General features: G+C 46.4%; 18 protein-coding genes. 8 read left to right on the plus strand and 10 right to left on the minus strand.

The features are described 5' to 3' along the window. Nucleotides 1-151 precede the first annotated feature (151 nt). From H595_RS0108560 to H595_RS0108585, 6 genes are read right to left on the minus strand one after another with little or no spacing between them, the layout of a single operon-like run. Nucleotides 152-1,834 carry a BatD family protein gene (locus H595_RS0108560; protein ID WP_027670837.1) on the minus strand — a complete coding sequence of 561 codons (1,683 nt, stop codon included), beginning with the start codon at nt 1,832-1,834 and terminating at the stop codon, nt 152-154. Continuing rightward, complete coding sequence (locus H595_RS0108565; RefSeq protein ID WP_027670838.1) at nt 1,828-3,645, minus strand: VWA domain-containing protein; 1,818 nt, start codon at nt 3,643-3,645, stop codon at nt 1,828-1,830. Before H595_RS0108565 ends, H595_RS0108560 begins: the two co-directional genes overlap by 7 nt. Beyond that, nucleotides 3,635-4,594 (minus strand): vWA domain-containing protein, encoded by a 960-nt coding sequence (locus tag H595_RS0108570; protein WP_027670839.1) that lies wholly within the window; start codon nt 4,592-4,594, stop codon nt 3,635-3,637. Before H595_RS0108570 ends, H595_RS0108565 begins: the two co-directional genes overlap by 11 nt. Next, complete coding sequence (locus tag H595_RS21925; RefSeq protein WP_051219801.1) at nt 4,587-5,072, minus strand: DUF4381 domain-containing protein; 486 nt, start codon at nt 5,070-5,072, stop codon at nt 4,587-4,589. Before H595_RS21925 ends, H595_RS0108570 begins: the two co-directional genes overlap by 8 nt. Next, nucleotides 5,065-6,009: a DUF58 domain-containing protein gene (locus H595_RS0108580; RefSeq protein WP_027670840.1), complete on the minus strand. Its 945-nt coding sequence runs from the start codon at nt 6,007-6,009 to the stop codon at nt 5,065-5,067. Before H595_RS0108580 ends, H595_RS21925 begins: the two co-directional genes overlap by 8 nt. Nucleotide 6,010: 1 nt before the next feature. Further along, nucleotides 6,011-6,964 (minus strand): AAA family ATPase, encoded by a 954-nt coding sequence (locus H595_RS0108585; protein WP_027670841.1) that lies wholly within the window; start codon nt 6,962-6,964, stop codon nt 6,011-6,013. Nucleotides 6,965-7,163: 199 nt separating this feature from the next. On the opposite strand from H595_RS0108585, the gene fadI reads away from it, so the two are divergent. From fadI to H595_RS0108600, 3 genes are all read left to right on the plus strand, one after another. Next, the gene (fadI, locus tag H595_RS0108590) at nt 7,164-8,474 is read left to right on the plus strand and encodes an acetyl-CoA C-acyltransferase FadI (protein ID WP_027670842.1); all 1,311 of its coding nucleotides are present in this window, start codon (nt 7,164-7,166) and stop codon (nt 8,472-8,474) included. After that, nucleotides 8,474-10,603 carry a fatty acid oxidation complex subunit alpha FadJ gene (gene fadJ / locus H595_RS0108595; protein ID WP_027670843.1) on the plus strand — a complete coding sequence of 710 codons (2,130 nt, stop codon included), beginning with the start codon at nt 8,474-8,476 and terminating at the stop codon, nt 10,601-10,603. Before fadI ends, fadJ begins: the two co-directional genes overlap by 1 nt. Before the next feature lie 94 nt (nt 10,604-10,697). After that, entirely contained in the window at nt 10,698-10,895 is a 198-nt protein-coding gene (locus H595_RS0108600; RefSeq protein WP_027670844.1) for a hypothetical protein, read from the plus strand. Here H595_RS0108600 and hdfR read toward each other — a convergent pair. Beyond that, the gene (gene hdfR, locus H595_RS0108605) at nt 10,881-11,753 is read right to left on the minus strand and encodes an HTH-type transcriptional regulator HdfR (protein WP_027670845.1); all 873 of its coding nucleotides are present in this window, start codon (nt 11,751-11,753) and stop codon (nt 10,881-10,883) included. The genes H595_RS0108600 and hdfR overlap by 15 nt on opposite strands. 129 nt (nt 11,754-11,882) lie before the next feature. Here hdfR and H595_RS0108610 point away from each other — a divergent pair, with 129 nt between their 5' ends. Further along, entirely contained in the window at nt 11,883-12,230 is a 348-nt protein-coding gene (locus H595_RS0108610) for a MaoP family protein (protein WP_027670846.1), read from the plus strand. A gap of 54 nt (nt 12,231-12,284) precedes the next feature. Here the strand turns inward: H595_RS0108610 and H595_RS0108615 are convergent, their stop codons facing one another. Together H595_RS0108615 and H595_RS0108620 are read right to left on the minus strand one after the other, a co-directional pair. After that, on the minus strand, nt 12,285-14,534 hold the full coding sequence (locus H595_RS0108615) for a putative bifunctional diguanylate cyclase/phosphodiesterase (protein ID WP_027670847.1): 2,250 nt from the start codon (nt 14,532-14,534) through the stop codon (nt 12,285-12,287). Nucleotides 14,535-14,568: 34 nt separating this feature from the next. Then, complete coding sequence (locus H595_RS0108620; RefSeq protein WP_027670848.1) at nt 14,569-17,364, minus strand: insulinase family protein; 2,796 nt, start codon at nt 17,362-17,364, stop codon at nt 14,569-14,571. A 206-nt stretch (nt 17,365-17,570) separates the two neighbouring features. Here H595_RS0108620 and sixA point away from each other — a divergent pair, with 206 nt between their 5' ends. Then, on the plus strand, nt 17,571-18,059 hold the full coding sequence (gene sixA / locus H595_RS0108630; RefSeq protein ID WP_027670850.1) for a phosphohistidine phosphatase SixA: 489 nt from the start codon (nt 17,571-17,573) through the stop codon (nt 18,057-18,059). 8 nt (nt 18,060-18,067) lie between these two features. Here the strand turns inward: sixA and smrB are convergent, their stop codons facing one another. After that, nucleotides 18,068-18,610 carry an endonuclease SmrB gene (smrB, locus tag H595_RS0108635; RefSeq protein WP_037054190.1) on the minus strand — a complete coding sequence of 181 codons (543 nt, stop codon included), beginning with the start codon at nt 18,608-18,610 and terminating at the stop codon, nt 18,068-18,070. A gap of 53 nt (nt 18,611-18,663) precedes the next feature. Between smrB and prmB the strand changes: the two genes are divergently transcribed. From prmB to H595_RS0108650, 3 genes are read left to right on the plus strand one after another with little or no spacing between them, the layout of a single operon-like run. Continuing rightward, nucleotides 18,664-19,614 carry a 50S ribosomal protein L3 N(5)-glutamine methyltransferase gene (gene prmB, locus H595_RS0108640; protein ID WP_051219802.1) on the plus strand — a complete coding sequence of 317 codons (951 nt, stop codon included), beginning with the start codon at nt 18,664-18,666 and terminating at the stop codon, nt 19,612-19,614. A gap of 2 nt (nt 19,615-19,616) precedes the next feature. Further along, nucleotides 19,617-20,720, plus strand: a complete 1,104-nt coding sequence (aroC, locus tag H595_RS0108645) for a chorismate synthase (RefSeq protein WP_027670853.1) — start codon at nt 19,617-19,619, stop codon at nt 20,718-20,720. A gap of 9 nt (nt 20,721-20,729) precedes the next feature. Continuing rightward, complete coding sequence (locus tag H595_RS0108650; protein ID WP_027670854.1) at nt 20,730-21,194, plus strand: MFS transporter; 465 nt, start codon at nt 20,730-20,732, stop codon at nt 21,192-21,194. The last annotated feature ends 311 nt before the right edge of the window (nt 21,195-21,505 follow it).

The raw sequence follows: 21,505 nt of genomic DNA on the forward strand, positions 1-21,505 counted from the left end.
GCTAACCAAAACTCAGTTAAAAAAATACCCGATACGGGATCAGGCTTTCAGTGAAACTTCATGCTAACAAGATGTCTGCCTGCTTACCAGCGTTAAGCGGTAGGCAGGCAAAGTATAAGGGCATCAGTAGTGCAAACTTAAGTCTGTATACTCACTGCGGGTATAACGATGACAGTGTGTTTCTTTCGCTCGGTGAACCGGTATTTGCAATATACTCCTGCCAAGCTTGCCAAAAGGCTTCACCTTGCCAATCAGATTCGTCGCCGCTGTAAAGTACCTTGTTTAATTGTGCAAAATGCGGTGCCAATGTCGCAGAGTTAACAACCTCGCTTAATTGTGAAAGTGAGTGACAACGAGCATCTAATTGTTGATGACCAAAGCGAAGTAGTGCTGTTTTAGCCAACTGCGGATTGCCTTGCTGACAAGCACGTTTAAGATCTGAGCTATTAAATGCAACACGGTTCTGTAGTTGTGATTTGGTCACTTTGGGAGGTTGAAGCTGACGCTGTATGTACAGCACAAACAGACTCAGTAACCAAAGTGCAAAGAGTACGCTGCTAAGGTAGTTCCACTGCCAGGGTGATACAGAAGCAGTTGGCGTTATCAAAGAGGGATTTAAAGATGGACTTGAATTTTCGCCTGGTGCTAATGCTGGTTGTGATGGAACAACAGCACTAGCGGGACTAGCTGGCGTGCCAATCACTTTTAGCTTACGTGCTGGCAGGGTAGCGAAATTGAGCTCATCGGTCTGACTGTTCCACCATGGCAATTTAATCTCTGGCAGTTCTAGTTCACCCGCTTTGTTGGCAATAACAGCAGTAGTAAATACCTTCTGAGCTACAATACGGCCATTGCGCTCTGCGCTTTTTGCCTGCGGTTGTTCTTGATACAGCTTAATACCGTCTGGAAAGCCTTGCTGAAGTTCTGGTAACTGGTTTTCGGCTACATCGACGGCAGAGATCGTGATAATGCGGGTTACCGGTTCACCTTGTTTTAGTTCATCAAGATCTGGCACCCATTCTTCCGTCAACGTTACCAAACCAGCAATTAACCAGTCGCCAGGGAAGTTATCGGGCAATGGACTTATTGTTACATCAATCGGTTGAGCCTGCTGGCTAACTCTTTTAGCGCGCGCATAGTAGTTATATCGGGCATTGTCTCTGTCAATCAAGTCGCCAACAAAGGTGGGGGGCTCTATAGTAAAATTACCACTGTGCTGAGGTTTAATTGCATAACGCCGGGTGAAAGTACGATAGCGAATACCATTTACTAACTCGCTACCGTCAACATCCTGGCCAAGCTCTGCAATGGAAGCGCCGTCTAACTTTGGTGCTGATAGCGAGCCTCGTTGCAAATCGCCATTGTAATAAATTCTTACTTGATAGTAGCTAAGCTGTTGAATATAAATCTTGTCATTAGAAATGCTTGCTTCTAAAAATAATTCAGGTGTCGTGTTCGATGGTGTGCTGGCTGCGGCATCGAGCACGGTTAAATTGATAGGCTCGGAGCTTGCACCCTGAAAGGTAAAGGCCGGTATTGTGATGTCGCCACTGGTTTTGGGTTGTAATACCACGCGCCAGATTGTACTTTGGCTTTTTTGACCATTTATATCCATTTTGTTACTGCTAACTGATGGCAGCATTACCGTAAAATCTCGCTCCAGTGCTCTAAAACTAAGGGCATCAGCGGCAACAGCATCGTCAGCAATAATCTGGAGTGTCAGAGCTTCGTTCTGTAAAACAGGGTTTTTATCTACACTGGCGCTAAGTGTCGTCAGCGCTTGTAAGGGCAAACTCAACAACAGGATTATTGTCAGTAGTGCACGTTTTACCATTGCTCATCAACTCCTTTGGGCAAACGCTGTTGTTGCCGCTTCAAATACTCCTGATACATTTTACTGCGCAGTAACAGGGCAGGGTCATCTTGTACTTTGCGCAGTAAACTATCCAATTGTTGTTGTTCTTCAACAGATGCATTGGGCCACGCTTCATGGACGGCTTTTAAATGTTCATCCGGCGCGGTTTCATCTATGTTTTTATCCGATTCATTTGCTGCTTGTTCTTCAGCAGTTTGCTGTTCTGTATTCTGCTTAGATTCAGCTGTTTCAGCGGATGTTTGATCTTGTTCAGATGGTTGCTGCTCTGATGAATTATTGGCCTCATTTTCGCTACCGGCATCTTTTTCACTTTGAAACTCGCTGTCGGATTGTTGTTCGTCGCCTTCAGATTGCTGGTTTTCACCCTGTTGTTTGTTTTGTTGCTGCTGTTCTTGCTGTTGCAGTAATTGCTGCATCAGTTCGGCATTTTGTTTTGCCGGAGCAAACGTATTGTCGAGTTGTAGCGCCTGTTGGTAAGCGTCTAAAGCTTCTTTGTAACGTTGTTGCTGCACCAGACTATTACCCAAATTGTGCAGTGCATCTACTGACGGATTAAGCTCTGATGCGCGCTTAAAATCGCGCTCTGCTGAAACATAATCTCCTTTGCGATACGCGGCGTTACCTTGCCATAAGGGGTCTGTAAATTTTTCTGCGGCAGCGCTAAAGTCGCCTTCACGGTAATCTTGTTGCGCTTGTTGATCTTTTGTTTGCCAAAGATCTCGCCACTCTACCGCATTGGCAGGGCGCGGCAGCAACATCAATACACTAATGGTCAATAAACTGCTGTATTTTTGGTTAAGCAGTACTAAGGGTAGCAACAACCAGACTAAATAAATGGCGTTATCATGCCATTGGTCGCCCTGAATTTGACGTTGCTTGTCTGCCTCATCAAGTGCGATTAGAGGCGGTAGTTGCAGCAATTGTTCTGCGCTATCGTCGTTAGTAGTTGCCTGCACATAGATACCACCACTACTTTTGGCCAGCACGGCCAGCTGTGCTTGTGGCAGTTTAGGGATCACAACTGCACCAGTAGCACTTTTTAGCAGCGTGCTGTTTTTCAATTTTACCGGGGCGCCTTCCACAGTACCAAATCCGACAATTGACAGTCTGTGTGGCCAGTTATTAATGACGTCTTGAATGTCCCTGTAACTGTTATCGTCAAAACCATCGGTCATAACAATCACGTCACCCTTTGGATAACCCGCTTGCTTTAGCAATTGATCAGCTTGTTGCAACGCCGCCAGCATATTTGAACCCTGAACCGGCATAATCTCAGGTGCTAAATCTGAAATAAGTAAGCGAATGTTATTTGGATCTGCCGTAAGCGGAGTAATAATAAAGGCGTCACCGGCAAACGTCAGTAGTGCAATTTCACCTTCGCTGGCCTGGGCGACGAAATCTAATGCAGCAAACTGCATTTGCGTTAATCTGTCCGGTGCCATGTCTGTGGCGCGCATTGACATCGACATATCTAACACCAATACAGTGGCTTTTTTTAATGCAAACGCAGGTTGCGGCAATTTTTGCCAGCTGGGACCCGCAAGTGCAAGCGCTGTTACCAACCAGCAGATCAGAACTAACGGTAACGCGAGCGGCTGTTTTCTCAGCAGTCGCTGTCCACCCAGCAAAGCATGGTGTAAATGAGGTGCAATTAAATGATGCCATGGGCTTTGTTCGCGACGGTAAAAATACAGCATAAAAGCAAATGCCAAGGCCGGTATTACTGCGCATAGCCACAGGGGGCGTAGAAAATGAAAATCACTCAGCATGTTTAAAGGCTCCGCGCCAATCAATGCTGCGTAACGCGAGCAAGAACGACAACAATAATGCCAAAGCCAACGGCCAATGTAGCAAGCTTGTTTGTGGTCGGTACGTTACGCTATCGCGCTCTATAGGTTCTAATTGGTCAATTAACTTATAAATTGCATTAAGTTCGTTAAGGTCGCGCGCCCTAAAATAGCGACCGCCAGTTTCTTCAGCCAGATGTGTTAACAAACGCTCATCCAAATCCTGCGAATTGGTCATTTGTTCTGCACCAACGCCGACAGTATGAATTTTAACCCCTGCAGCTTTGGCCAACTGGAGTGCTTCCAGTGGTTGAATGTTGCCAGCCGTGTTGGCACCGTCACTTAATAGGATGAGTACTTTGTTCGAGCTATCGTAGGTGTTTAGCCTTTTAACGGCCAAACCAACGGCTTCGCCGATTGCAGTGCGACTTCCAACCAAACGTAGCACGCTTTCATCGAGCATTTTCTGAACCGTAACTAAATCAAACGTTAGGGGTGTTTGTTGATAAGCGGCATCGGCAAATAAAATCAAACCGATGCGATCACCCTGACGGCGCTTGATAAAATCGCTAATCACAATTTTTACGGCATCTAGTCGTTCCAGGCGCTGACCTTGATAGCGCATATCGGCTATTTCCATTGAACCGGATAAATCCATCGCCAGCATTAGGTCCCGGCCTTGTTGCGGTAACGTTATAGGTTCACCCAACCAGCGAGGCTGCGTGGCGGACAAAACCAGCATTAACCAGACGGAGAGTGCCAGAATTGAGCGTAGAGTAAAGCCGCGATACTGAGTTTGTGGCGAGGTTGTTGCTAGTTTAGCCAGTGCGGGTAAGGTTAAAGTGGCTTCCGACGTTGCGCGCCGTTTTAGCCGCAGCAATAGCGGTAAAAACACCAGAAATGCCAACCAGGGATAACCAAATTCAAGCATTACTGGTCTCCTTTTGTGGTGTTACTAGTGGGGCGTTAGCGTTGTAGTGTGTTAGCCAAACTTTGGCAAACTGATAAAACTGCTCAGTGCCAGCCCTGTCGGTGTCAGCTTGATACAATAAACGTGTTAAGTCGGGTAGTGGCATTTCTTGCTGTGCCGCCAACCATTGCTGCCATTGTTTGCTGTTCAAGCTAAGTGCCGGATGCGCAGGTTGATAATGCACTAATACGCGTTTAATTAGCTGATTGAACATTGATGCGGCATTTTTTTCAACGCTGGCTTGTTCTAAAAGCTGCAATGCTTGTCGTTTAGCGGCGTAAAAACGCCAGCGTTGGTAAAATCGAAGCGCGACGTAAAATAAGCCTGTTATTAGTACCAGACTTAGCAACCACCATATTGGCGTAAACGCAAAGCCTAACGCTAGCGGTGGCTCGCTAATATCGGCTAATTGTGACAAAGGAGAATGTGTTTCAGCCATGCCAGGTTCTCTCTAGTTGGCTTAAAACCGGTTCAGCAGCATTCACGGCTAACCATTTACAACCAAGTTGGCTAAGGTGCTGCTTTAACTGTTGTTGCATTTGCAGTTGCTGCTGCGCATAGCGCTGCTTTAACGCTGTATTGCCAAGCTCAATAAAGCCTTTACGCTGGCCATCACTGATGGCGGCAATGCCATGGCTATTTGCGGGCAGCATTAATTCAAGCGGGTCCGTTAGGGTACAACAGTTAACCTCGTTGTGCTGACGCATGGCCCGAATATGCCTTAAACCGTCTTCGTTAAAGTCGCTAAAATCAGACAATATATGTACCAGACTGCCAGGTCTTACTAAGCGTCTTAACTGGCTAAGTGCTTCGTTCAGGTTAAGGCCTTTATCACCAGATTGTGCTTCATGTACTTGCGTCAAGGCATGAAAATAACGCAACACACCATGGCTTCTGCTTTGTGGTTTTAGCTCGATATGTTGATGTTGGCTAAATACCAAACCACCCAACTTGTCGCCACGATGCTTAACATGCCAGGCAATAACCGCCGCTAAATGCGCCGCCTGTACTGATTTAAATAATAAACCAGAGCCAAAACGCATATTGGAACCAAGATCGGTAAGAATAAATACCGGCCGTTCTTTTTCTTCACGAAACAATTTGGTGTGCACCTTGCCTGTGCGGGCGGTGACACGCCAGTCGATGGTGCGCACATCATCACCGTTTTGGTAATGGCGCACCTCATCAAACTCCATGCCACGGCCTTTTGTCTTTGCCAGGTAGGTGCCAGCTAGCTTGTTGTGGATAGCAACGCCGGGGGTTAAATCCAATACCTTAGTATAACGTTGGTACCACAGCAGTTCAGCCAGCCCGAGCGCTGAGCCATTGGTGCCATTTTGTTCCAGCCACTGCTGGGGGGTTAACGTCTGGCTCATATCAGGCAGAAGGTACCAAACGTAGAATTTCTGTTAGCACATCATCGGTGCTAATGCCCTCTGCTTCAGCAGCATAAGTTAAGATTAAGCGGTGACGCAGAGCATTGTGAAACACAGCATGAATATCATCGGGCGTAACAAAATCTCTGCCTGCTAACCAGGCTTTAGCACGGGCACAGCGTTCTACCGCAATAGTGGCACGGGGGCTTGCACCGTAACCAATCCAGCTGGCCAGTTTGTCGCTATACGCCTTGGCATTTCGGGTGGCCATTACAAGCTGCACGATATAGTGTTCGAGCGTGTCTGCCAGGTGCAGCTGCAATATCGCTTTTCGGGCGGCGAAGATATCAGCTTGACTAATAGGTGATACACTCGTCGTGGTGCCGGCAAGTGCTTCACCACGTGTTAGCTTCAATATAGCCAGCTCTGTTTCTGCGTCAGGATAATCCACTTTCAGGTGCAGCAAAAACCGGTCGAGTTGCGCTTCTGGTAGCGGGTAAGTACCCTCTTGCTCTAAGGGGTTTTGTGTTGCCATTACCAAAAATAATTCTGGCAGGGCATAGGTGTTTCGCCCTACAGTAACTTGTTTTTCTGCCATCGCTTCAAGCAAGGCTGACTGCACTTTGGCTGGAGCTCGGTTAATTTCATCAGCCAAAATAATATGGTGAAATAACGGGCCGCTTTGAAACTCAAACTTACCGGTTTCCGGACGATAAATGTCGGTACCAGTTAAGTCGGCGGGTAACAAATCCGGGGTAAATTGAATGCGGTGAAATTGCCCCTCTACGCCATGTGCCAGCGCATTTACCGCACGGGTTTTGGCCAAGCCCGGAGGCCCCTCTACCAGTAAGTGACCGTTTGCCAACAGCGCGAGAAGTATGCCTTCTGTAAGTTCGGATTGACCTAATACCTGGCTATCTAGATAGGCTTTTAAACCAGAAAATGCATTCACCATAATGTTATCAGTCTTAATTAGTTGGTTTCATTGATTGTTTTATAACCACAAGCCTGTAAAACAAGCTAGGCTATGACGTTATATCTTAAATAAGGTTCCGTTTGCATTAAAACAAGTGTTTTAATTTTTAACGACTGTCGTTACAATCGACTGATACCATACAGGTCAGACCTGTGATGCTGATAACAAGAGGAACACTATGAGCTCGCCAATCAATCTTACAACTCGTCAGGGAGATCGAATCGCGATTGTCTCTGGTCTGCGTACGCCATTTGCTAAACAAGCGACAGAATTTCATGGTGTTTCTGCGCTGGACTTAGGCAAATTGGTGGTCAACGAGTTACTGATCCGCAGTGAGCTTGACGTCAAGCTTGTTGAACAATTGGTGTATGGGCAGGTTGTGCAAATGCCTGAAGCACCAAACATCGCGCGTGAAATTGTGCTTGGCACGGGTATGAATGTTCATACTGATGCGTACAGTGTTACCCGGGCCTGTGCGACCAGTTTTCAATCGGTGGTGAGTGTAGCAGAGTCAATGATGGCGGGTATTACGCAAATTGGCGTTGCTGGTGGGGCAGATTCAAGCTCGGTGTTACCCATTGGTGTAAGCAAAAGGTTGGCCCGGGCGCTGGTTGACTTAAACAAAGCGCGTACTTTTGGTCAAAAGCTGGCCATTTTTCGTCGTCTGGGTTTGAAAGACCTGCTGCCGGTGCCTCCGGCAGTTGCTGAATACAGCACAGGGTTGTCGATGGGAGATACGGCAGAGCAGATGGCAAAAAGTCACGGTATAAGCCGGGCGGATCAAGATGCACTGGCGCATCGCTCACACACGTTGGCGGCACAGGCCTGGCAAAGTGGTGTAATGCAAGCGGAAGTGATGACAGCGCATGTTGAACCTTATGGTCGCTTTTTAGCCATCGACAACAATATTCGGCAAGAGTCAAAACTTGAGTCTTATGCCAAGTTAAAACCGGTGTTTGACCGGGCCCACGGCAGTGTTACTGCAGCAAACGCTACGCCATTAACCGATGGTGCATCAGCAGTACTAATGATGACAGAAAGCCGGGCAAAAGCATTAGGCTACACACCGCTGGGTTATATCCGCAGCTACGCTTTTGCTGCTATCGATGTTTACGATGATATGTTAATGGGCCCATCGTATGCGACGCCTATTGCGCTTGACCGCGCTGGAATGTCACTTAACGATTTAACCTTAATAGAGATGCATGAGGCTTTTGCAGCGCAAACTCTGGCAAACGTAAAAATGTTTGCCAGTAAAAAGTTTGCTGAACAGAAACTGGGCCGAAGCAATGCGATTGGTGATATTGATATGACCAAATTTAACGTGCAGGGCGGGTCGTTAGCCTATGGACACCCGTTTGCAGCAACTGGTACACGTTTGATTGTACAAACAATAAATGAATTAAAACGTCGTGGTGGCGGAGTTGGATTAACCACGGCGTGTGCTGCAGGTGGTTTAGGTGCAGCTATGATTGTGGAGACAGAATAATGACAACGAACAGTTTTAGTTTGCAAATTCGCGATGATCAAATTGGTGTTATTACCATGGATATCGCTGGCGAATCGATGAATATATTAAAAGCCGCCTTTGCTGATGAAATAAGTAGTCTACTCAGTGAGATTAACGCCAATACACAACTTAAGGGGTTGGTATTTATTAGCGGTAAAGCGGATTCTTTTATTGCCGGCGCTGATATTTCCATGTTGGATGCTTGCCATACGGCAGCCGAAGCTGAAGCCATTGGCCGAATGGGCCAGCAGATGTTTGATCAGCTAGAACAGCTAAAAATCCCGCTGGTAGCAGCCATTCATGGGCCTTGTTTAGGCGGCGGTTTAGAGCTGGCGATGGCATGTCATGCGCGGGTTGCAACCTCTGACAGCAAAACCGTAATGGGATTACCTGAGGTGCAGCTGGGTTTGTTACCCGGTAGCGGTGGCACGCAGCGTTTGCCGCGCTTAGTGGGTTTACAAAAAGCCTTAGACATGATTTTAACTGGCAAGCAACTGCGTGCAAGTCAGGCCAAAAAAGCAGGTTTGGTAGATGAAGTGGTGCCACAGAGTATTTTGCTTGATGCGGCAGTGCAACGTGCCTTAAAAGGCAAAATTGTGCGCGAGCAACCCGCATTAAATTTAGTGGGTAAAGTACTGGAACGCACCCCGTTTGGTCGAAATGTGCTTTTTAACCAAGCTCGTAAACAAACATTAAAGAAAACACAGGGCAATTATCCCGCGCCTATTAAAATTCTGGATGTAATAAAAACCGGTGTTGATAGCGGTATGCAAGCGGGTTTGGCAGCAGAAGCCAAAGCCTTTGGTGAGCTTTGCATGACTAAAGAATCAGCGGCGTTACGAAGCCTGTTTTTTGCCACAACTCAGATGAAAAAAGAAACGGGTGCCGGTGATACTAAACCGCAAAAGGTGACTAAAGCTGCAGTATTAGGCGGCGGCTTAATGGGCGGTGGTATTGCTAATGTTACGGCGACCAAAGCCGGTGTGCCGGTGCGGATAAAAGATATTAGCGAAGAAGGTATTAGTAACGCACTGAAATACAGCTATTCGCTGTTGCAGAAAAAGTTTAAACGCCGTTTCATCAGCAAAGCTGAGATGCAAAAACAGCTACTACGCATCACCGGCACCACAGATTACAGTGGTTTTCATGATGCAGATATTGTGGTTGAGGCAGTGTTTGAGGATTTAGCTTTAAAGCAGAAGATGGTATCTGACATTGAGCAACATTGTCATGACAGCACAATTTTTGCAAGTAATACCAGTTCATTACCAATTAACCAAATTGCGGCCAAAGCAACTCGTCCTGAGAATGTAATTGGTCTGCATTACTTTTCACCGGTAGACAAAATGCCATTGGTGGAAGTTATTGCACACGACACCACATCTGAGCAAACTATCGCTACAACGGTTGCTTTTGCGCGTAAGCAGGGTAAAACGCCCATTGTAGTTAAAGACGGTGCAGGCTTTTATGTAAACCGCATTTTAGCGCTTTATATGAACGAAGCAGCTAACATTTTGCTTGAAGGCGAGCCGGTTGAAAAGATAGACAAAGCGCTGGTTAAATTTGGCTTCCCTGTTGGCCCTATAACCCTGCTTGACGAGGTAGGCATTGATGTAGGTGCCAAAATATCACCTATTCTGGCGCACGAGCTGGGAGAGCGTTTTGTGGCGCCGGCGGCTTTTGACAAATTACTGGCAGATGGCCGAAAAGGTAAAAAAACTGAAAAAGGCTTTTATCTGTATGGCAAAAATGCGGCAAAAGGCAAAAAGCAGGTCGACGAATCTGTTTATGGTGTTTTATCACTAACGCCAGCTCCGAAGCTTAATACTGACGAAATTAGCAGTCGCTGCATCGTGCAAATGTTAAATGAAGCTGTGCGTACCTTAGAAGAGGGGATTATTGCTTCACCTCGCGATGGTGATATCGGGGCTATTTTCGGCATTGGTTTCCCACCGTTTCTGGGCGGGCCTTTCCGATATATTGATCAGTTGGGTGCAGACAATCTGGTGGCGCAATTACGCAATTTAGAAAGTCGTTTTGGTCCTCGTTTTAGCCCGGCGGCATTGTTGGTGACCATGGCAGAACAGAAGCAACGCTTTTATAACTGACAGTAATCACGGTCGAAAAACAACCAAAAGTTAACAATATTTGCTTAACAAGGGCGCTATAATAGCGCCCTTGTTGTATTGAAGGAGCTAATAAGTGCTAGTGTTACCTGTCTTGTGGCTGATCACCGCCGCAGGGATCTATATTGCAGCGTTACGTAGTGGTATGAAAGCCATGAAATGGGCGCTGGCAGCGCTTATCACGGGTCCATTGTTATTACCGCTGTTTAACAGCCATAAACAGCTACAATTGCGCAAAATACGTGCCGGAAATACGGTACTATTCCGCCCCTGATTTACCGCTAGTTTGCAGCGCTGTGCGCAATTGTGTGACGATATCACTAATTTGATTTCGCTGAGCGGCTTTAGGTAAAGAAATGGCGAAAAGCTCCCGTGTCATCACGGGAGCATCGTTAATCAGCGTTAAACTTTTATCTGCCAGCAAGCTGTGTACCATAGTATCAGGTAGATAAGCAGAACCACCACTGTGCTGCATTAGTTCAAGCGCGATACGGGCACTGCCAGTTCGCAAATAGGGCGGTGGTAGTTCAGGGAAAAACCGGGCATGTTGAATGTCAAATGCAGTGCCCCAGTCAACCAGAATATATTGGCGTTGCATTGCCGATTTTGCGCTGGTGTCATTAAAGGTCGTTACGGGAAGCAGCTTGATATCTCCCAGCTTTTCAATCTGCATTTCATCTACTTTAGGGGCATCAAATAGCAAGGCTAAATCCAGATGACGCTCTAATACTTGTCTTGCTATTTGATCTTTACCCATCGACTCAGCGCGCCACGAAAGGCCCGGTAAGGCGTGCTGAATGTTAATAAAGCCTTGTAGTAAAAAGGCATCCCAAACATTCGCTGTTGCAGCTATAGACAACTGTATAGCCTGTTCTGCGCTAACAGCAACCTCCTGCTTTGCACGCTGCAACGCGGTCAACATAGCTTCAGCATGAGGCAATAGGCGCTCGCCTGACGCCGTTAGCTGTATGTTATTGCGATAGCGGCTAAACAAGTTAACACCTAGCTGTTGTTCCAGCTGACGGATGCGAAAGCTAACGGCAGACTGAGTTAAATAAAGATTTTCAGCGGCTTTACCAAAATGTCGTGTGCGTTGAACTTCAATAAAGGTCTTAAGCAGTTCGGTATCCAAATCGAATCCTTTTATAAATTTATGGTGTCGATAAAAAATTTTTGTTTTACGACAGTAATTTTGTTAACCATACTCCGCACAGTTTAAACAGGCTGGCTTGATATTCAACGAGATTAGAGGAAAAAAGTGATGCAGCAAAGTTTTGTCGCTAACCGTCGCTTTTTCGATGACGGTAATTTCCCAAAAGGATTTACGCGGTCCGGGCGCTTTACTCTGGCAGAAGGCAACATGCTAGAGAAACATGGGGTGGCAATGCAGGATCTGGAGCAGGGTAAACGTGCGCCAGTGAATGATGAAGAGCAACGTTTCATTGCAGTGTGTAAAGGCGAAGAGCCTGCTACTTCAGCGTTTGAAAAAACCTGGATGAAGTATAAACAGCGATTGGCGGAGAAGCGTAAGTTTCATACCGTGTTTGGTAAGAAACGTATTGCTGATGGCAGTGACGATTTTTCTTACGTCGAAACAGACTCCGACTAACTAGCTTAAAGCCCCTCTGACAGGGGCTTTTTTGTTAGTGCGAGTCTGCAAACACTAACTGGAGGCTGGAACTGCGGTGAGTTTAGTGCGCTTGTGCTTCTGCTCAAGCAAAAATTGTTTAAACCCATCTTCTGATAGGGGCTTACTGTAGTAATAGCCCTGTATTACGTCACAGCGCAGTTTACGCAGTATCTCAAGCTGGGTTTCAAGTTCAACCCCTTCGGCAACCACACTCAAGCTCAGGTTGTGCGCTATCGTCATGATGGTATCTACCATATTACGACCACGAGCGGTGTTCATATCGTCGATAAAGGCTTTGTCAATTTTAAGAGTATTAAGCGGAAATTGCTTTAGGTAAGCTAATGAGGAATAGCCAGTTCCAAAATCGTCCATGGCAAGATGAATGCCTCGTGCCCTTAGTTTTTTCATTACCTCAATGGCTTGAGGTGGCGATTGCATAACTGTTCCTTCAGTTATTTCCAGTTCCAAATGGTAGGAAGGGAGCTCTGTTTGCTGCAGAGTATCATCAATTAGTTCACATAAAAAAGGCAAACTAAACTGGCGTGAAGATAAATTAACCGCTACCCGTCCCTGAAATAAACCTTGATCAATCCAGCTTTTAACCGCAAGACACGCTTTACGTAGAACGACTTCGCCAATCTCAATAATTTGGCCGGTTTCTTCGGCCACAGGAATGAAGTTGGCCGGGCTTATAATACCGCCTTTTGGTGTAATAAATCGTACCAGTGCTTCCATGCCAACAAGCTGTCCACTGAGAATATCCATTTTGGGTTGGTAGTAAACAACAAAATGATCCTCTTTTAAGCCGTGACGGATTAAATTTTCTAGCTGTAACCGTTTAACCGCCTGCTTGTTCATTGAGTCATTAAAAAATAAATAGCGGTTTGCGCCCTGGCTTTTGGCATGGTACATAGCCGTGTCAGCGTTACGCAGCAACGCTTGTGGATCTGCGCCATCGTCGGGGAACAAGACTATCCCTACGCTACTGGTAATGGCGAGTTCATGCTGAGAAACCAATAATGGTTGATTAATTTGCATCAACAACTCTTTGGCCAGTGTGGTGATTTGATGCAGGTCATTAGTTTGATCGAGTAAGATAGCAAATTCATCCCCACCTAACCGATATAGCTTGTTGTGGTAACTGCTGTAGCCAGTAAGCCGATTTGATAACTTGCACAGTAAGTTGTCACCTAGTTCGTGTCCAAGTGAGTCATTGATTTTTTTAAAGTTGTCTAAATCAAACACCAACAGTGCGTGTTCTGTTTCTGCCTTAACCAGTTCAGCGAGTTTTTGCATAAACAACGCTCTGTTTGGTAAACCAGTGAGTGTATCAGTACTAACAAGCTGTTTGAGTTCTGCTTCTTGTTGCTTACGTTCGGTAATATCCGAGAATACAGCGACGTACTGGTTGACATTGCCTTGCTCATCTTTAATTTGAGCAAAGGTCAACTCTGCCTGATACAACTCGCCATTGACATGTTGTTCCTGAATTTCGCCGCTCCAGGTGCCTGTTATTAACATTTGCTGGCGAATATCTTGCATAAAACGGCTGGGGTAAAGACTTAGCTCAAAGCGTTGATTAAGGCTTTGTTCCCGGCTTTTACCTGTGATTTTACTGAATGATGGATTCACTTCGAGGACTTGAAAATCGGTGTTACAAATCACTACGGCATCAGAAATTGTTTGCAAGCAACGGGCAAATAATTGCAATTGCTCTTCAGTTTGCTTGATCTGGTGAATATTTTTTAAGGTACCGGTCATTCTGCTGGGTTTACCATTGGCCGTAAAGGCGACTGCTTTACCTCTATCCAGTACCCATGTCCAACTGTTGTCTGCGGTTTTAAGCCGGTAAGTTGCTTCAAAATGACCGGTTTTACCATCAAGGTGATTTTGCAGCAGCTCTGCAACCCGTGATAGGTCTTGTGGATGAATTTGGGCTTTATTCGGTGGAAAGTCTTGTGCACGTGGGCGCAGTTCAACGGGATCTAACCAAGAGCTAGAGCGATATAACTCGCCGGAGCTTATTTTCCAGTCCCAGAGTTCGTCACCGCTGCCCCACATAGACAAACGCAAACGCTCTTCACTATGCTCAAGTTTAAGCTGATAGCGTCGCATTTTAATGATACTGACATGCGCCAGTATCAGGGCCGCGAATGAAAACAGCAACACAAGTGTCAGTGTGTAATTTTGTGAATAATCCCAGCCGATGGCGTATAAACCAAAAGAAAAAGTGCCCAATAAAAAGGCACTGATTACTATGGTTATTTTTGTTTTTAATATCACTTATAACAACTACGTGACGATAACTACACTCACGTTATATAACTTTACTATTAGTGTCAAAAGCAATTTGTGTTTTCTGTAATTGTTGTTTTAGGCTGGCTGCATCACAAAATCGTAAATGGCTATGTTTCGGTTTACCATCGGTTGCCAGAAAAATTGCATCGTAATCGGGTAGCAATAACTGCTGCAAAAATTCAATAAATTGTGTCAATGTAAGTTGGCGCATCGCATCAATAATGCGATCGCTTAGTGCAAAACTATAATCTTGTTGCCCCAGCGCCAGCCAATAGCGTTTAGCCCTTGCACCCAAGCTGGTATCACGTTCATTAAGCTGAGCTAACACACCCTGTTTAATTTCGATAAATTCTTCCTGGGTCAATGCCTTTGTATCCGCCAGAAAAGAGCGAAAAAATGTTACCGTAGCCTCATACAGTTTTTCGCAGTCTGCATTAGGCGACTGAATATAAAATGCTATACCAGGCAACGTATTTATTGGCACATAACCGGTACCTACCAGATAGCCCAGTTGCAGTTCGGTTCTTAATTGATGGAAGTACTCTGGCGACAACACATGGTTTGCTAACATAAAGAGTGCCATTTGCTCCGGGGTTGCCTCTGGTGCCGGTAAATAAATGACTAATGCATGATCGTTATGATCGACATCCTGATTTAACCAAACGGGGCCGTGCCCCTGTATGTTAAATGCTGGATTGGTCAGTTTAGGCCCGGTACTAACGAGTTGAGATTGCCATTGCGTTAGCATTTTTTCTAACTGCAGTGCATGGTCATTCGTCCAGTTGCCCAGCAGTAAGCTTTCAATATGCACCTGGCGTAATAATTGCTGATGAAACGCGATAAATTGCTCAAAGCTCAGCTGTTCTAATGCATCAGCTAGCAAATCTATTTCTGGGTTTAAGGGCTGTAAAACAGCCGAAAGTTGGCTGAATAACCTTGCTACCGGCTTGTTTTTAGTGCTGTTGCGCCAATGACGACCCAGCTGACGCTTTAATTCTTCAAAACGCGGTTCAGAAAAGTGTTGGTGCAACATCTGGCCAAGTAAGTCTTGCAGCAAGCGTAATTGATTTGCTGCCAACCCGCTGGTATGAAGGCTAATACCCTGGCGTTGTACATGCAGATGATACATAAGTCCTATGGTGGTAGCGGCGTAAAACTGCTGGTTAATATTATCCTGAAACAGTTCTACCCATAATCGTGTCGCGGCAAGCTGTTTGCAGTCGCCGATGCTGCCCGGCAGACTTAATTGCACGAAAATATGGCCTTTTGGACTGGCAAAATCTGTGTCAGCTTTGTACCACACGCTTAACACGTCAGTTTCTCTGATACAGCGAGGACTGTCCATGTGTTCGGTATCTGTTAATAATGAAATGTCACCGTCGATATAAGGGTTAGGTGGGGGGAGCTGCAGCTGGGGTATGGGCTTAGCCATATCAAGTTGCTTTAACAGCTCGGCGGGTAAGGGCATGACGCTATAGGGCGTGTTATACCAACGGGCTTGCTGATCAGTTTGTACGCCAGGCGCAATTAGCATTAAACGCATATTGCTACTGGTTAAATAGCTCAGTATTTGTTGATAAAGTGCCTCTGTGGGCAGTTCCATCCTGTAGTCGCCAAAAATGATATCTTCTACCGGATAGTGCTGCATGCTAACCGATAAATGGTTAGCCGTTTGCAGTGCTGTTGCAGGTTCCTGGTACAAATAGGCCCAGCGCAATAGCTTTTGTCGCTCTGCAAACAGTGCTTCAGGAAGAGGCTGTGCTTTAAGAGCGGCCAGCGCGCTAAATAAGGTTGATAATATGTCATCGCGGGCGTTAAGGCCTTTTTCAGTAAGTTCAAAGGCGATGGTAAAGTCTTTGTAATTGCTTCCATCAATACCCCCACCGGCGCTGAGTTGGTTAACTAAATCTTGTTCTTTTAAGCAACTTAACAGTGAGCCAGGGCCTTCATCACCCAGTAAATGTGCGATAAAGCTAATCAATTTATGCTTATACCAGCGCTGAATATCCGGCATGGCGAAACTAACCACAAGTTTTTGCGTGTCTCTATGTGGCTGAATATTGAGTTGAACGGCCTGATGTTCAGGCAAGTACAACGGCACATCTAATGCGGTTTTTGCGGGTAAATGCGCAGGCAGGGCGCTGAAATACTGTTCAACCAGACGTTGTTGCAGAGCTAGCTCAAGGGATGATACCAGTGTCAACGTCATGCGACTGGTACTGTACTGCTGCACAAAAAAATCCAGTAACGCCTGCTGTAAACTACTTTGTTCGTTGTCGGCCAGTGTAAGTAAGTTGCCAACAGAAAATTTCGAAAACGGGTGTTCGGGGTTGATAGTCTCTTTGTGGACTTGATAAATACGTCTACCGTCATCTTTTAACTTAAGCGAAAACTCTGCCTCAATGGCATGCCGTTCTTTTTCAACATATTCACTACTAAACAGCGGCTGGCTAAACATGTCGGCAAAACGGGCTAAGGCCTCGTCATAAAAATGTGTATCAATATCAAAGAAAAAGCTACTGTGTTCAGTGCCAGTCCAAGCATTATGACTACCACCATGGTGATTGATAAATTGCTGATAGTCGCCTGCGCCCGGATAATTTACCGACCCCAAAAATAACATATGCTCAAGAAAATGCGCTAAACCTTCCCGACACACCGGATCATCAAAATGCCCTACATTAACGGTTAACGCTGCTGCACTTTTTTCACTGTCTGCCTGATGGACCAACAGCACTGCCAACCCATTTGCGAGTGTCAGATATTTATAGCTGCTATTGTCGTTAGGGCTTTGCAATATTTGGTTATTTTCCAATATAACTCCCTTTTTAAGCTATGGTTATGCAAGCAGATAACCACAGTGTCATAGCAATAAGTAATAAACAACTTAAGTTTTATGCGTTAATAGCAGTTACGCTTGGAGACAACTTTCATTATCATAGCGCACAATTTTTACCCGGCGTATTGTTATCTGTCTACTGTCAGTTAACAGGGAACCTTGAGCAGTATGGTGTCTATTAAATGGTAAATCTCGTTATTATGCGTCACGGCGAGGCTGAACCGCTATCGTCACAAGACAGTCAGCGTCAGCTAACTGCTCGTGGTCAGCAAGAAGTCAACCAGATGGCCGTATGGTTACATCAACACTATGCTCTGTTTGACTGGGTATGGGCCAGCCCGTATCTGAGAACCCGTCAAACCGCCGAACTAATGGTAGCCAAGCAAGGTCCGTTTAGCCAGCTTGAAATTTTGCCTGAATTAGTGCCCGAAGGTGATGCGGCCCTATTCAAAGCGTATTTTGACGCCCGTATCAGCGAAAAACCTGATGCCAGAGTATTACTAGTGTCACACATGCCATTGGTTAGCTTTTTGGTTGAGGCTTTTACTCTGCCTGATCAGGCGCCGATATTTAGCACTGGTCAGTTGGCTTGTATTGATTACCGGCCGGGGGTATCTGGTCGCTTGTTAGAGCGTTTATCACCCCAGGAATTTTCACTGCTTAGCGTATAGCTGCACGTTTACTCTTCCAGGCGTAGCAACAACAATACTGCACCGTGCTTGCCCCAGCTTTTTGGGGCAGTATGAAAAGCTCGGACATGTGGATGTTGAATTAACCAGTTAGGTACTTTTTTGGCCAGAATACCTAAACCTTTGCCATGCACGACACAGGCACAGTTTAGGTGTTGCTTATGACAATAGGCTAATAAACCAGCGAGTTCAGTTTTGGCTTCTAATGTTGTCATACCATGCAAATCCAGCACAACCTGAGGCTGAAACTCGCCACGACGTAAACGGCCCGGCAAATGAGGGTCTTCGCCACTACTCAACCAGCTGAGATTTGGGCCATTTGCAATGTAACCTTCAAATTCATCAGAAAAATAGAACAAATTTTCGCCAAGCTGTTTGCTTGAGACGTCTGTACGTCTTTTTAGCTTGCGAGGGGCGGCAACAGGCGGTATCTTGTCTTGCGCCATAGGGCGTGCGCCTGTTATCGACTGACGAAACAGCTGGCTGTCTTCGGCACTAATGCCTGCTGTAGTAACATTGACTTTTTTTTGCATGGCGCAAGTCTACTCAAACTGACCGGTTTTTACAAAAAGAGCTTAAATCCATCATGTCCGATACTGGCGAATTGCTGTTTACCCCCGAACTGATAAGCGACGCAGTCGCTGAACTTACTACTGTTCATGACTGGCTGCGTTTTGCCGTTAGCCGGCTGAATCAGGCTGATGTCTATCTTGGTCATGGCACGGATAACCCCTGGGATGAAGCAGCCAGCTTGTTGGCTCATGTTCTTCATTTACCGCCATTTACCGATGAAAAACTGTTTAATGTTCGCCTAACCCGGTTAGAGCGACAGGCGTTTGTCGGTCTGCTGCAGCAACGGGTAGAACAGCGATTGCCTGCCGCTTATTTAACGCAACAAGCGTATTTTGCCGGTTTACCATTTTATGTTGATGAACGGGTGCTGGTGCCGCGTTCTCCTATCTCAGAGCTTATTGCAAACAAGTTTATTCGTCAGCTTGGCGGTAACACACCAAAGCATATTCTGGATTTATGTACGGGATCGGGCTGTATCGCTATTGCCTGTGCTTACGCCTTTGACGACGCTGAAGTCGATGCCGTAGATATTAGTGCCGACGCATTAGAAGTGGCTCAGTACAACATTGAAAATCATGGCCTTGAGCATCGTGTGTTTCCTATTTTGTCTGATGGTTATCAAGCGCTTGCGGGCGCTAAGTACGATTTAATTGTAACTAATCCTCCCTACGTCGATGCCGAAGACATGGCCGACTTACCCGACGAATATCGACATGAGCCTGAATTGGGTTTGGCGTCGGGTGAAGATGGCCTGGCACTGACGCGGCGCATTTTACGTGAAGCCGCAGCACATTTGTCTGACGCTGGCGTTCTGGTGTGTGAGGTAGGAAACAGCATGGTGCAGTTACAACAGGACTTCCCTGATGTCGATTTTGATTGGCTTGAGTTTGCCCATGGGGGATTAGGTGTATTCGCAATTACTAAAGCAGAACTTGAGCGTTGTCAGCATTTATTTAAGGAGTAGACATGGCCGGGAACACGATTGGACAGTTATTTAAAGTAACGACGTTTGGTGAAAGCCATGGCCCGGCCATCGGCGGTATTATTGATGGCTGTCCGCCTGGTATGGCGCTGACGGCAGAAGACTTACAACTTGACTTAGACCGGCGTAAACCTGGTACTTCGCGTTACACCACGGCACGTCGGGAAGAAGATGCCGTAAAAATTCTATCGGGCGTGTTTGAAAACACCACCACAGGTGCCAGTATAGGGTTGGTTATCGACAACACAGATCAACGCTCACAAGATTACTCCAACATTAAAGAACAGTTTCGCCCTGGACATGCCGACTATACCTATTGGCATAAATTTGGTATTCGCGACTACCGTGGTGGTGGCCGCTCTTCTGCGCGTGAAACAGCAGTGCGTGTTGCCGCTGGCGCCATTGCGAAGAAGTACCTGCGTGAACAATGCGGTATTGAAATTCGCGGATATTTAGCCCAGCTTGGCCCGGTTAAAGTGGAAACATTGAACTGGGATGAAGTGCACAACAACCCGTTTTTTTGTCCGGATCCAGCAAAGTTAGCGGCATTGGACGACTATATGCGTCAACTGAAAAAAGACGGAGACTCAGTAGGCGCCAGAGTTAACGTGGTCGCCAGCAACGTACCCGTAGGGTGGGGCGAGCCGGTTTTTGACCGGCTGGATGCCGATATTGCGCACGCCATGATGAGCATCAACGCGGTAAAAGCGGTAGAAATTGGCGATGGCTTTGCGGTAGTGGAGCAGCGAGGTTCTACCCATCGTGATGAGCTCACGCCACAAGGGTTTACCGCGAATCACTCCGGCGGTGTATTGGGCGGTATTTCGTCTGGTCAGGATATATTGGTTAGCATGGCGCTTAAGCCTACCTCTAGCATCAGTATTGCCGGTAAAAGTATAAATATTCAGGGTGAAGTTATCGATGTGGTTACTAAAGGTCGGCACGACCCTTGCGTAGGCATCCGTGCGGTACCTATTGCTGAAGCGATGTTGGCGATAGTGCTGATGGATCATTTTTTGCGCCACCGTGCACAAAACATGCATGTACAGGTTAATACGCCAGATATCGCCCGTTTTAAAAGAGACTAACCAGACAACATGTTCGGTATTTCAGCCCGGCCAGCCTTAGTACTGGCGTACTTTACGTATTTTGGTGTGCTGGGCATTTTTGTACCGTACTTCGGCCTGTTTCTCGATGGCCGGGGGTTAAGCTCGGCAGATATTGGTCTGCTATTGGCAATAGTAACCGCCAGTCGAATTGTAGGGCCTAGCGTTTGGGCGCTGGTGGCAGAGCGTAGCGGTAAACCGTTATGGGTCATGCGTATCGGCGCATTGCTGGCAAGTGTTGGCTGGCTCAGTAGCTTTGCCGACTATGGTTTTTGGCCATTACTAGCAGGGTTTGCCTTGTTTAGCTTTTTCTGGACGGCTATTTTGCCGCAACTGGAAGTTTCTGCTTTTACCTTCCTCAATGATGATACGCAAGCTTATAGCCGCATTCGTACCGCTGGCAGTGTTGGCTATATTGTATTGGTCATGCTGGGGGGCTGGTTGTTCGAGCGTTAGTGCGTCAAGCAAAGCTTGATGCATCTTGCAGGGTGTAAGTCCCTGTCGGGTAAGGTGTAACTGACCACCCGTATCGAGTGTTGCGCCTATGGCGGAGCCAGTATTTTTTTTACTGACGAACAAGATAGGTGAAGCGTACACAGAGAATTAGTTAGGCCACAGGGGATACGTGTCCCTGAAGGTTGGTATCGCTTCGATAAGCACAATCTGACTGACGAGGTTTGTAACGCCACCGAAGTCCATGCAAAGCAGCCGTTAAAGTGAGGCTGTGACGAGTCAGCGGAGTTATCAAGCCGTGGCATGATTAAAGA

The organism is Rheinheimera baltica DSM 14885, from assembly GCF_000425345.1.
GTDB classification, from domain to species: domain Bacteria; phylum Pseudomonadota; class Gammaproteobacteria; order Enterobacterales; family Alteromonadaceae; genus Alishewanella; species Alishewanella baltica.